The organism is Streptomyces sp. NPDC002773 (assembly GCF_040295605.1).
In the GTDB taxonomy this organism is placed as follows: Bacteria; Actinomycetota; Actinomycetes; order Streptomycetales; family Streptomycetaceae; genus Streptomyces.
Genome location: NZ_JBEOVO010000027.1, coordinates 87,090 through 99,797 on the forward strand (window position 1 = coordinate 87,090; position 12,708 = coordinate 99,797).

General features: G+C 71.8%; 8 protein-coding genes. 6 read left to right on the plus strand and 2 right to left on the minus strand.

The features are described from left to right. Positions 1–229 precede the first annotated feature (229 nt). Complete coding sequence (gene mfd, locus ABT034_RS27020) at positions 230–3,763, plus strand: transcription-repair coupling factor (RefSeq protein WP_351219602.1); 3,534 nt, start codon at positions 230–232, stop codon at positions 3,761–3,763. Positions 3,764–3,820: 57 nt separating this feature from the next. Here mfd and ABT034_RS27025 read toward each other — a convergent pair whose 3' ends face one another. Continuing rightward, positions 3,821–5,155 carry an SGNH/GDSL hydrolase family protein gene (locus ABT034_RS27025; protein ID WP_351219604.1) on the minus strand — a complete coding sequence of 445 codons (1,335 nt, stop codon included), beginning with the start codon at positions 5,153–5,155 and terminating at the stop codon, positions 3,821–3,823. 28 nt (positions 5,156–5,183) lie between these two features. Then, positions 5,184–5,762, minus strand: a complete 579-nt coding sequence (locus ABT034_RS27030) for a TetR/AcrR family transcriptional regulator (protein ID WP_351219606.1) — start codon at positions 5,760–5,762, stop codon at positions 5,184–5,186. 72 nt (positions 5,763–5,834) lie between these two features. Between ABT034_RS27030 and ABT034_RS27035 the strand changes: the two genes are divergently transcribed. The 5 genes from ABT034_RS27035 to ABT034_RS27055 form a co-directional block, all read left to right on the plus strand. Next, the gene (locus tag ABT034_RS27035; RefSeq protein WP_351219608.1) at positions 5,835–6,719 is read left to right on the plus strand and encodes an SCO6745 family protein; all 885 of its coding nucleotides are present in this window, start codon (positions 5,835–5,837) and stop codon (positions 6,717–6,719) included. Positions 6,720–6,777: 58 nt separating this feature from the next. After that, positions 6,778–7,464 (plus strand): HNH endonuclease family protein, encoded by a 687-nt coding sequence (locus ABT034_RS27040; protein ID WP_351219610.1) that lies wholly within the window; start codon positions 6,778–6,780, stop codon positions 7,462–7,464. A gap of 94 nt (positions 7,465–7,558) precedes the next feature. Next, positions 7,559–8,311, plus strand: coding sequence for an N-acetyltransferase (locus tag ABT034_RS27045; protein WP_351219612.1), 753 nt, complete (start codon positions 7,559–7,561; stop codon positions 8,309–8,311). A gap of 142 nt (positions 8,312–8,453) precedes the next feature. Next, positions 8,454–9,071, plus strand: a complete 618-nt coding sequence (locus tag ABT034_RS27050) for a type 1 periplasmic-binding domain-containing protein (RefSeq protein ID WP_351219615.1) — start codon at positions 8,454–8,456, stop codon at positions 9,069–9,071. Positions 9,072–9,298: 227 nt separating this feature from the next. After that, the coding region (locus ABT034_RS27055; protein WP_351219617.1) for a DNRLRE domain-containing protein at positions 9,299–12,708 on the plus strand (3,410 nt) is incomplete at its 3' end.

Here is a 12,708-nt window from a genome sequence, read left to right on the forward strand (position 1 = left end):
GCCAGGCCCTCCGGGGCCACGCGCTGCCCTGGCCGGCGCGCGTTGTGGGCATTCGTTCCGCTGGGGCGGCGCGGCGGGCCGGGTGTGGTTCGGGGGCGGGTGTCTGTGGGGCGTCGTAGGCTGGGGATCACCGGGCCCTGCGCGTCCGGGAGCAACCCGGCCCGTTCGACGTGTCGGGCTGTTCGCGTTGCCCGCCACGCCCCGTCGTCCGAACCCGGGATGGAAGTCCATGAGCCTGCACGGCCTGCTTGATGTCGTCGTCAAGGATGCGGCCCTCGCCGAGGCGGTGAAGGCCGCCGCCGACGGGAACCGTCCGCACGTGGACCTGGTCGGGCCGGCCGCCGCGCGGCCCTTCGCCGTCGCCGCGCTCGCCCGGGACTCGGGGCGCCCGGTGCTCGCGGTGACCGCGACCGGCCGGGAGGCCGAGGACCTCGCCGCCGCGCTGCGGTCGCTGCTCGACCCCGACACGGTCGCCGAGTACCCCTCCTGGGAGACTCTGCCGCACGAGCGGCTGTCCCCTCGATCCGACACCGTCGGCCGCCGCCTCGCCGTACTGCGCCGCCTCGCCCACCCCCGGGACGACGACCCGGCCGCAGGCCCCGTCAGCGTCGTCGTCGCGCCCATCCGCTCCGTACTCCAGCCGCAGGTCAAGGGCCTCGGGGACCTGGAGCCGGTGAGTCTGCGGAGTGGGCAGACGGCGGACTTGAACGGGATCGTCGAGGGGCTCGCCGCCGCCGCTTACTCCCGCGTCGAGCTCGTCGAGAAGCGCGGCGAGTTCGCCGTGCGCGGCGGCATCCTGGACGTCTTCCCGCCGACCGAGGAGCACCCCCTCCGGATCGAGTTCTGGGGCGACGACATCGAGGAGATCCGTTACTTCAAGGTCGCCGACCAGCGGTCCCTGGAAGTCGCGGAGCACGGCCTCTGGGCGCCGCCCTGCCGTGAGCTGCTCCTGACGGCGGACGTACGGGAGCGGGCGCGGGCGCTCGCCGAGGAGCACCCCGAGCTGGGCGAGCTGCTCAACAAGATCGCCGAGGGGATCGCCGTCGAGGGCATGGAGTCCCTCGCCCCCGTCCTCGTCGACGACATGGAGCTGCTGCTCGACGTCCTGCCGAAGGGCGCCATGGCCGTCGTCTGCGACCCGGAGCGGGTGCGGACCCGGGCCTCGGACCTCGTCGCCACGAGCCAGGAGTTCCTCCAGGCCTCGTGGGCGGCGACCGCAGGCGGCGGCGAGGCCCCGATCGACGTCGGCGCGGCCTCCCTGTGGGGGATCGCGGACGTACGGGACCGGGCGCGCGAGCTGGGCATGGCGTGGTGGTCGGTGTCGCCGTTCGCGGCGGACGCCGGTGACGCCGACGGCGACACCCTCGTGCTCGGCATGCACGCCCCGGAGTCGTACCGCGGCGACACCGCCCGGGCGCTCGCCGACACCAAGGGCTGGCTGGCCGACGGCTGGCGCACGGTGTACGTCACGGAGGCCCACGGCCCGGCGGCCCGTACGGTCGAGGTGCTCGGCGGCGAGGGCATCGCGGCCCGGCTCGCCGGCGACCTGACGGAGATCTCCCCGGCCGTCGTCCACGTCGCCTGCGGCTCCATCGACTTCGGCTTCGTCGACACGGCGCTCAAGCTCGCCGTCCTCACCGAGACCGACCTGTCCGGCCAGAAGGCGGCCGGCAAGGACGGCCAGCGGATGCCGGCCAAGCGCCGCAAGACGATCGACCCGCTGACCCTGGAGGTCGGCGACTACATCGTGCACGAGCAGCACGGCGTCGGCCGGTACGTGGAGATGGTCCAGCGGACCGTGCAGGGCGCGACCCGCGAGTACCTCCTCGTCGAGTACGCCCCCGCCAAGCGCGGCCAGCCCGGCGACCGGCTGTACATCCCGACCGACCAGCTGGAGCAGGTCACCAAGTACGTGGGCGGCGAGGCGCCGACCCTGCACCGGCTCGGCGGCGCGGACTGGACGAAGACGAAGGCGCGCGCGAAGAAGGCCGTCAAGGAGATCGCGGCCGACCTGATCAAGCTGTACAGCGCGCGGATGGCGGCCCCCGGCCACGCCTTCGGCCCGGACACGCCCTGGCAGCGGGAGCTGGAGGACGCCTTCCCGTACGCCGAGACCCCCGACCAGCTGTCCACCATCGCCGAGGTGAAGGAGGACATGGAGAAGACGGTCCCCATGGACCGGCTGATCTGCGGCGACGTGGGCTACGGCAAGACGGAGATCGCGGTACGGGCGGCCTTCAAGGCGGTGCAGGACGGCAAGCAGGTCGCGGTCCTCGTCCCGACGACGCTGCTCGTGCAGCAGCACTTCGGCACGTTCAGCGAGCGCTACTCGCAGTTCCCGGTGAAGGTGCGGGCGCTGTCCCGCTTCCAGACGGAGACCGAGTCGAAGGCGACCCTGGAGGGTCTGCGGGACGGGGCGGTCGACATCGTCATCGGCACCCACCGCCTCTTCTCCTCCGAGACGAAGTTCAAGGACCTGGGCCTGGTCGTCGTCGACGAGGAGCAGCGTTTCGGCGTCGAGCACAAGGAGCAGCTGAAGAAGCTCCGCGCCAACGTCGACGTCCTCACCATGTCGGCCACGCCCATCCCCCGTACCCTCGAAATGGCGGTCACCGGCATCCGAGAGATGTCGACGATCACCACCCCGCCGGAGGAGCGGCACCCGGTCCTCACCTTCGTCGGCCCGTACGAGGAGAAGCAGATCGGCGCCGCGATCCGGCGTGAACTCCTGCGCGAGGGCCAGGTCTTCTACATCCACAACCGGGTCGACTCCATCGACCGCGCGGCCGCCCGCCTCCGGGAGATCGTCCCCGAGGCGCGGATCGCGACCGCGCACGGCCAGATGGGCGAGAGCGCCCTGGAACAGGTCGTGGTCGATTTCTGGGAGAAGAAGTTCGACGTCCTCGTCTCCACGACGATCGTGGAGTCCGGCATCGACATCTCCAACGCCAACACCCTGATCGTGGAGCGCGGCGACAACTTCGGTCTCTCGCAGCTCCACCAGCTGCGCGGCCGGGTGGGACGAGGGCGGGAGCGGGGGTACGCGTACTTCCTCTACCCGCCGGAGAAGCCGCTGACGGAGACCGCCCACGAGCGGCTCGCGACGATCGCGCAGCACACCGAGATGGGCGCCGGCATGTACGTGGCGATGAAGGACCTGGAGATCCGCGGCGCGGGCAACCTGCTCGGCGGCGAGCAGTCCGGTCACATCGCGGGCGTCGGCTTCGACCTGTACGTACGGATGGTCGGCGAGGCGGTCGCGGACTACCGGGCGCAGATGGAGGGCGGCGCGGAGGAGGAGGCGCCGTTGGAGGTGAAGATCGAGCTGCCGGTCGACGCCCACATGCCGCACGACTACGCGCCGGGGGAGCGGCTGCGGCTCCAGGCGTACCGTTCGATCGCCTCCGCGAACTCGGAGGAGGACATCAGGGCCGTACGGGAGGAACTCACCGACCGTTACGGCAAGCTCCCCGAGCCCGTCGAGAACCTGCTCCTGGTGGCGGGCCTGCGGATGTTGGCCCGCGCGTGCGGGGTCGGCGAGATCGTCCTCCAGGGCCCCAACATCCGCTTCGCGCCGGTGGAGTTGCGCGAGTCGCAGGAGCTGCGCCTGAAGCGCCTCTACCCGCGCACGGTGATCAAGCCGGCCGTCCACCAGATCCTGGTTCCGCGCCCGACGACGGGCAAGATCGGCGGCAAGCCGGTGGTGGGCCGCGAACTCCTCGCGTGGACGGGGGAGTTCCTGACGACGATCCTCGGGTCGTAGCCAGGAGGAGCCGTACGGTCGGGGGCGCGCGTACCGTTTCCGCGCGCCCCCGAGGGCTCACAGCTCGTCGAGGTCCAGGGCCTGGGCCATCGCCGTGTAGCCGGCGTCGTTCGGGTGGAGCCCGTCGCCCGAGTCGTACGCGGGGAGGATGCGGTCCGGGTCGGCCGGGTCCGCCACCGCGCGGTCGAGGTCGACGACCGCGTCGTACGCGCCCGAGGTGCGGACCCAGTCGTTGAAGGCGTCCCGCTTGGCCTCGTTGGCCGGGGTGTCGTAGAAGGAGCCCTTGACCGGGGTCAGGGTCGCGCCGATGACCTTGAGGCCCTTGGCGTGGGCCTCGCGGATCAGGGTGCGGTGGCCCGCGATCAGGCGGTCGACGGAGACGTCGGGGGTGGGGGCGGCGGGGAAGTCCACCGTGCTGCCGCCGATGTCGTTGATGCCTTCGAGGAGGACGACGGTCCGCACGCCGGGTTCGGTGAGGACGTCCTGCCGGAAGCGGGTCAGGGCCTTCTCGCCCGCCCAGGTGGTGTCGTTGACGACCTGGTTGCCCGCGATGCCGTGGTTGAGGACGGCGCGGGGGCGGCCGGCGGCGGCGAGGCGTTCGGCGAGCTCGTCGGGGTAGCGGTGGTCGGCGTCCTGGGTGGAGCCCACGCCGTCGGTGATGGAGTCGCCGAAGGCGACGACGCCGTCGCGGCGTGCGGTGTCGGGGCCGCCGGTGACCTCGACGCCCGAGAGGTAGTACCAGGAGGTGCTGGTCTCGGTGAAGGCGGCGCCGACCGGGTCGGCGCGGTGGTCGCCGGTGGCGCGGTAGCTGGTGGCCGAGGCGAAGTGGTGGAAGGTGGCGGGGCCCGTCCCGCCCGCCAGGTAGAGGGTGACGGTCAGCGATCCGAAGGCCTCGACGGGCAGGTTCGCGGCGTCGCTGAGGAGGGTGCCGCCGACCGGGATCGTGACGGACGGCCGGCCGTCGAAGCGCAGGTGGCGCACGGAGCCCGGACGTATCGCGCTGCCTTCGGCGGTGCGGGCGACGGTGGCGCCCGTGATCCGCAGCGGAGTGGAGCCGTAACGATTCGTCAGCTCGATCCGGGCCCGGTTGCCGCCGGTGGTGACGCGGACGACCTGGCGGACCGTGTGGTTGTCGAAGCCCTGCTGCGACCAGTTGGGGCCGAGGGGCGCGGTCGGCGACTGCGGGGACGCGGCCCAGGCGGCCCGCCAGGCCGGGCCGTGGTGGCCGGTGGCGGAGAGGGCGGAGTCGGTGCGGCCGGTGGCGGAGAGGACGGTGCCGGTAAGGGCGGTGTCGGCGCGGGCGGTGTCGGCGAGGGCGGTCGGCGCCAGGGCGAGTGCGGCGGTGGTGACGAGGGCGAGGGTGGCGCGGCGAAGAGTGTGCGACGTGTGCATGCTCTGGTCAATTACCGGCCGGCGCCGCCTATTCCCCACCCTCCGGCGGGAGTTGACCGGTGAAGAGCAGGCCCGTGAGGGTGCGGAAGTACTCCTCCGGGTCCCGGTCGCCCAGCGCGTCCCGCACGTTGTGGGTGAGGAGCAGGGTCGCGAAGCCGTGGGCGAGGGACCAGGCGGCGATGCCCGCCGCGCGGGGGTCGGCCACGTCCCGGAGTTCCGCGACGCCCGCGCGGAGGCCGGCGGAGGCGCGTTCCTTGGCGGCGAGGAGGTCCGGGTCGTCGGCGCGCAGGAGCTCCGGCTGGAACATGACCTGGAAGTGGGCGGGGTGCTCCGTCGCGAAGCGCACGTACCGCACCCCGCGTTCGCGCAGGTCGGGCGCGGCGGCGAGGGCCCCGGCGAGGAGGTCGTACCCCTGGGCGGCGAGGGCCGTGAGGAGTCCGGTGCGGTCCTTGAAGTGGTGGGCGGGTGCGGCGTGCGAGACGCCCGCGCGGCGCGCGAGGTCGCGCAGGCTCAGCGCCCCGGGGCCGTCGGCGGCGATGACGTCGAGGGCGGCGGCGAGGACGGCCTGCCGCAGGTCGCCGTGGTGGTAGGTGCTCCGGCTCGTCATGGCAGCAGCGTATCCCTCATCTAGTCATTGACAAGTTCGAGGGAGCGGGCGCAGTATCTTGTCAGTGACAAGATGAGGTGGAGGGAGCACGTCGTGGAATCCGGACGCGTACGTCAGATGTGGCACCTGCTCGAACCCCTGCACGCCCTGCTCTACTACGCCCCCGAGGCCTTCGACGAGGCCGCCGCCCTCGGCTACGACACCGGAGAGCGCTGGCCCTCCTACTTCGCCTGGCGCGCCGCGCCCCTCGGCGCCGCGAGCGCGGACCGCGTGACCTCCGCCTTTTACAGCTTCAGCCCCGCCATGGCCGCCCGGTACGTCCCCGCCGCCTGGGACACCGCGCGCCCGGCCGAGGTCCTCGCCGCCCGGCTCCGGGCCGTCGACCGCACCTACCGGACCGTCCTGGGCGACGACGTCGTCACGGGCCCCGAACTCGCCGAGGCCGCCGCGCTCGCCCGGCGCGCCGCCGAAGCCGCCGGGGCGCACGGGCGTCCCCTCGCCGCCGCCAACGCCGACCTGCCCTGGTCCGAGGCCCCGCACCTGGTCCTCTGGCAGGCCGCGACGGTCCTGCGCGAACACCGCGGCGACGGACACCTCGCGGCGCTCCTCGTCGCCGGGCTCGATCCGGTCGAGTCGCTCGTCTCCTTCGCGGCGATCGGAGCCGCCCCCGAGGCCGTCTTCGAGAGCCGCGGCTGGAGCCCGGCCGAGTGGTCGGCCGCGCGGGAACGGCTCGCCGCCCGGGGGCTCGTACACCCCGACGGGTCGGCCACGGACGTCGGCCGGGCCCTGCGCGCGGAGGTCGAGCGGCGTACCGACGAACTGGCCGCCGCCCCCTGGACGGCCCTCGGCCCCGCCGACACCGCCCGTCTCGCCGACCTGCTCGGCACCCCCTGGCTCGCCGTGATCGGCTCCGGCCTGCTGCCCGCCGAGAACACCCTCGGCATCGGAAAGGTGTGAGGCCCTGGAATCCGTCCCGGGATGAGGCCCTGAAGCCCGTCCCGCCTAGGATTCCAGGGTGTTGACGTACCGAAGGACCCTGACCGCCACGGCCCTCGCCGTCGCCGCGCTCGTCACCACCGCCTGCTCACCGGGGGCCGACACCCCGGGAGGCGACGGCGGTGGCGCCGGGAAGCCCGCCGCGCGGGGTACGGCCCTCGCCGCCGTGGACACGCTCACCGTCAAGGGCCGGGCCCCGAAGACCGGTTACGAGCGGGAGAAGTTCGGCCGCGCCTGGGCGGACGTCGACGGCAACGGCTGCGGCACCCGCGACGACATACTCAAGCGCGACCTGGCCGGCGTCCGCTTCACGGACGGCCGCTGCAAGGTCGCCTCCGGCACCCTCGCCGACGACCCGTACACCGGCACCGCCGTCGCCTACGTCCGGGGCCGCAGCAAGGTCGACATCGACCATGTCGTCGCCCTCTCCGACGCCTGGCAGAAGGGCGCGCAGAAGTGGGACACCGGGACCCGGCGCAGCTTCGCCAACGACCCGCTCAACCTGCTCGCCGTCGACGCGGTCACCAACCGCCGCAAGTCCGACGGCGACGCGGCGACCTGGTTGCCGCCGAACACGTCGTACCGCTGCGCGTACGTGGCCCGGCAGATCGCGGTGAAGAAGAAGTACGGGGTGTGGGTGACGGCGGCGGAGCGGGACGCGATGAAGCGGGTCCTCCGCACCTGCCCGCAGCAGAAGCTTCCGTAGCGGCGGCTGCTTCCCGCGGTGGAAGCTTCCGTCGGAGAAACCTTCCTGCGGAAAATCGCTTGGACCGCGGGGAAACGATCTTTACCCTGCCGCTATGGACCTCAACATATCGACCCTCGCCGAGCGCCCCGAGCTGGAAGGGCCGATGTGGGACATGCTCGACCTCTGGCCCGAGTTCATGATGTACGACCCGGTCGGCTGGGCGAACATCGGCCGGATCGTGCGCGAGCTGCCCGAGTACGTCCTCATCGCCACCGACGCCGACGGCAAGGTCGTCGCCCGCGGCTTCAGCGTCCCCTTCCGGCTCGACGTGGACGGGCGCCGCGAGCTGCCCGCCCGGGGCTGGGACGAGGTGCTGCTCTGGGCGTTCTCCGACCTGAAGCACGGCCGGGAGGCCGACACCGTCAGCGCCATCGAGATCACCGTCGACACCAGCGCCCTCGGCCAGGGCGTCTCGCACCGGATGCTGGCCGCCATGCGGGCCAACGTCGCCGCGCGCGGCTTCTCCGAACTCGTCGCCCCGGTCCGCCCCAACGGCAAGCACCTGGAGGCCGCCGCCTCCATCCACGAGTACGCCTTCCGTACCCGCGAGGCCGACGGTCTGCCGCACGACGCGTGGCTCCGCGTCCATGTGCGCGCGGGCGGTGTGATCGAGGCGGTGGCCCCGGCCTCGATGACGGTCTCCGGGTCCGTCGAGCAGTGGCGCAAGTGGACCGGTCTCCCCTTCGACACCGACGGCCCCGTCGAGGTCGAGGGCGCGCTGGTGCCCGTCCACTGCGAGGCCTCGCGCGGCTACGCGGTCTACGTCGAGCCCAACGTGTGGGTCCGGCACCGCGTCACCGCCTGAGCGAGGGCCCCTGGGGGTGCCCGGGGCCCGGCGGGTGATCTTCACGGTGGGGGATGTACCGTACGGCGTCCCCTGCCGTACACCCGTGCGCCCCGGCGCGCGCATCCGTGAGAGGTCCCACGATCGTGAACGAGGCCGTCCGATGAAGACCCGACGCGCTTGGCGTACCACGGAGCGTCAGGCGGCCAAGAAGGACACGGGGTCCGCGGTCCGGGTCTCCGGGCTGCTCGCCGCCGCCGCGGGAGCGCTGCGCGGCCGGGTCGGCTGGGCCCTGGGGGCCGTCCTGGTCCTGGTCCTCGGCCTGCTCGGCGCCTGGCTGTTCGCCGGTTCCGAGGACCGCGGCACCCCGCCCGACCCCCGGGCCCGCGCCTACGAGGACTACGACGCCTGCCTCCTCACCGACGAGCGGGGCATCGTGTCGGGCGCCCCGGCGGCCCCGGTCTGGGAGGGGATGCAGGCGGCGTCCCTGGACAAGCGCATCCGGGTGACGTACGTGCCGGTGATGGGGGAGCAGTCGGTGGCGAACGCCGTCCCGTTCCTCAACGGCCTGGTGCAGCGGAACTGCGAGATCGTCGTCGTCTCGGGCGCCCCGCAGGTGGCGGCGGCCGAAGCGGCGGTGGAGAAGAACCCGGAGGTCCGGTTCGTGACGGTCGCCCAGGACGGCGGCGCCGCGCACGGCAACCTGGTCCGGGTGGCGCCCGGAGCGTCCTTGAAGGACGACATCGCGGCGACGCTGAAGCAACTGGCCTCAGGCAGCTGACGGAAGAGTTCCCTCCACTTCTTAAAGGGACAGTAAAAAACCCTACCCTGGTGGGAACTGGTGCTCCGTCATCGGGCAGGCTCGCGAAGCTTTGTAAGCATCGCGTTAGTAAAGGCTGGCCCATGCGTATACGCCGGGTCCGTAGCCCTCGCCTGTTCCCACCGGGTCGCACCGGGAGACGCAGGCTGAGGGCTACGGCTCTTTCCGTACTCATCTCACTCTTCCTCATGATCAGCACCGAATCGGCGCTCGCCGCGGGCGTCACGCTCGAACCGGTGCGCATGCCGCAGCTGACCCTCTCGGGGCTGTGGAAGTGGATTCAGGAGAACCCGCTCGACACCCCTGACCAGCAGGGCGGCACGGCCCGTGGCAAGAGCCACCACGCCTCGTCCGACGCCACGAGCCTCGAAGGCGAGGCGGGGCGCAAGCCCGGCAAGGGCAAGGGCGAGCTCGACGTGTTCGAGCGGGAGACCGACCGTCCCGGCACGTCGAAGACCGGCGCCGCCCGCGGTGACGCCAAGAGCTTCGACGCCCGCACCAGCGAGCGGGACGCGAAGAAGTCGACGGCGACGTCGGACTTCTACGTCAACGCCGACGGCTCCACCACCGTGCGCCACTTCCCCGGCCGTACGAACTTCAAGGGCACCGACGGCTCGTGGAAGCCGATCGACACCCGGCTGACCGAGGACACCGACGGCCGGCTCCAGCAGCGTGCGAACTCCCTCGACGTGGAGTTCGCGCCGGACGCCGCCGACCAGCAGCTCGCCTCGGTCGACTTCGGCGCCGGACGCTCCCTCGCGTACGCGCTCAAGGGCGCCGCGCGGACCGAGCCCACCGTCGCCGCGAACGGCACGGTGACGTACCCGGGCGTGCTGCCCGAGACCGACGTGCAGCTCGTGCCGCTCGCGGAGGGCTTCAAGGAGAACGTCGTCCTGCGCTCGCCGCGGGCCGCGAACTCCTGGACCTTCCCGCTCGCGGTGCAGGGGCTCACCCCCCGCCTGGCCGCCGACGGCGACGTGGAGTTCACCGACGCGAACGGCAAGGTCACCGCGACCATCCCGCACGCGTTCATGGAGGACTCCAAGATCGACCCGCGCTCGGGCGACCCCGCCCAGTCGCGGGCCGTGACCTACGAGCTCGTCACGGTGGACGGCAAGCCGGCGCTGCGGATGACCGCGGACCGCGCCTGGCTGGACGACCCGGCCCGGGTCTACCCGGTGACCGTCGACCCGACGGTGACCGCGTCGAACTCCACGTACACGCAGAACACCATCGGTGGCGACCACTCCACCGAGACGCAGATCAAGGTCGGCTCGTACGACTCGGGCACCAACAAGACGAACTCGTTCCTCCAGTTCTCCTCGCTCGGTACGACCCTGGCGGGCAAGCGGGTCACCGCCGCCACCCTGAACGTCTACGCGCTCTGGTCCTCGACCTGCGCCGCCCAGTCCTTCTCGGTGCACCCCGTCACCCAGTCCTGGACCCCGTCGGGCGTGACCAGCTACCCCGGCCCGAGCTTCGGCGCGGCCATGGGCTCGGCGACCCCCGCCCCCGGAGCCTCCTGCTCCAACACCGGGAACTCGGCGAGCGTCGGCGTGAAGATGCCGGTCAGCCTGAACACGACCTGGTTCAACCAGGTCGCCGGCGGCGCGGCCAACTACGGTCTGGCGCTGACCGCGCCGACCAACGACATGCTGCACTGGAAGAAGTTCCACTCCGACAACTCGGCGACGGCCGGCTTCCGCCCGGCCCTCGACCTGACCTACACGGCGAACACCGCCCCGCAGGTCAACGCCTCGTACCCGCCGGAGAACTTCCAGGCCAACAGCCTCCAGCCGGAGCTGCTCGTCTACGCGAGCGACGCCGACAAGGGGCCGAGCCCGCTGTCGTACACCTTCGAGGTCTACGACGCCGACACCTCCGCGCTCGTCGTCACCTCCGGTGCTCTGGCCAAGAGCAACTGGAAGATCCCGGCGGGCAAGCTCAAGTGGTCGAAGAACTACGCCTGGTACGTCGGCGTCAGTGACGGCACGACGGAGATCACCCACTCCAGCCGCTTCACCACCGCCGTCCCGCAGCCGCCGGTCACCTCGGGTCTCTCGATGAACACCGACGGCCACGAGTTCGACCCGTCGGACGGCAACTACACCACCGAGGACACCGACGCCGACGTCCCGGTCATCGGCCCGTCCCTGGAGATCGACCGCTCCTACAACAGCCTCGACCCCCGGATCGACGGCGCCTTCGGCGCGGGCTGGTCGACGATCGCCGACATGAAGGCCACCGAGGTCAAGGACGGCGCCGGCACGGTCACCAGCGTGGTGATCACCTACCCCGGCGGTGAGCAGGTCGCCTTCGGCCGCAACACCGACGGCACGTTCGTACCTCCGCTGGGCCGCTACGCCCGGCTGGCACCCGCGGCCTCCCCGCTCGTCGGCTACGCGCTGACGGACAAGGACTTCACGGAGTACGGCCTCACGCAGGCCACCGCGAAGACCGGCACGTACGCGATCAAGACGATCAAGGACTTCGCCGGCCGCACCGAGTCGTTCACGTACGACGCGAACAAGCGTCTGACGAAGATCACCAACGACACGTCGAAGCGGTCGCTCGGCCTCACCTGGTTCACCCCGGCGGGCGCGACCGTGCCGCACGTGGAGAAGGTCTTCACCGACCCCTCGACCGCGGGCGACGCCACCACGGTCCAGACCTGGCAGTACGGCTACACCGGTGACCAGCTCACCAAGGTGTGCCCGCCGGCCGACTGGACCAAGTGCACGACGTACGCGTACGCCGCCGGCAACCACTACCGCACCACGGTCCTGGACGCCGACCCGTTCGCGTACTGGCGGCTCGGTGAGACGTCCGGCACGGTCGCGGCCGACGCGATCGACGCCAACCAGGGCAAGTACAACGGCATCTACAAGAACGTGACCCTGGGCAGCGCCTCCGTGCTCGCCGGGTCCACGCAGAAGACGGCCACGTTCAACGGCACCACCTCCTACGTGGAGATGCCGAGCGCTCCCGGCGCCACCCCGTCGTACACGTCGGTGTCGCTGTGGTTCAAGACGACCACGGCGGGCGGTGTCCTCTTCTACTACGGCGACAAGCCGCTCAGCGACCCCAACCCGGTCGCCAACACCACGAAGAACACCCCGGCCGTCTACGTCGGCATGGACGGCAAGCTGCGCGGCTGCCTGGCCATGTCGCCCGGCTGCATGTCCACGATCACGTCCACCGCGACCGTCACCGACGGCCAGTGGCACAACGCGGTCCTGACGGGTGTGGCCAACAGCCAGACCCTGTACCTCGACGGCGTCTCGCAGGGCTCCCTCGCGGGCACCATCAACGACTGGGTGCAGCCCTACATCACCCTCGGCGCCGGTGTGAACATCGACGGCTGGCCGTCGATGAACCCGAACGACAAGCTCGGGCACTTCACCGGCCAGATGGCCGAGGTGGCCGTCTACTCCGAGCCGCTCGTCCCGGACGTGATCTCCGCGCAGTACCAGGCCGCGAAGCGGTCCGCCGGACTGCTGAAGACGATCACCACCCCGGGCGGCAAGACCCAGGCCTCGGTCGTCTACGGCACCACCGACGACGTGGTCCTCCAGGCCACCGACGGCAACGGCGGTAC

Coding starts and splice junctions, on each gene's coding strand:
- ABT034_RS27045 (WP_351219612.1), top strand. CDS start 7,559: ATGGACCTCAACATATCGACCCTCGCCGAGCGCCCCGAGCTGGAAGGG.
- ABT034_RS27025 (WP_351219604.1), bottom strand. CDS start 5,155: ATGCACACGTCGCACACTCTTCGCCGCGCCACCCTCGCCCTCGTCACC.
- mfd (WP_351219602.1), top strand. CDS start 230: ATGAGCCTGCACGGCCTGCTTGATGTCGTCGTCAAGGATGCGGCCCTC.
- ABT034_RS27035 (WP_351219608.1), top strand. CDS start 5,835: ATGAGGTGGAGGGAGCACGTCGTGGAATCCGGACGCGTACGTCAGATG.
- ABT034_RS27050 (WP_351219615.1), top strand. CDS start 8,454: ATGAAGACCCGACGCGCTTGGCGTACCACGGAGCGTCAGGCGGCCAAG.
- ABT034_RS27030 (WP_351219606.1), bottom strand. CDS start 5,762: ATGACGAGCCGGAGCACCTACCACCACGGCGACCTGCGGCAGGCCGTC.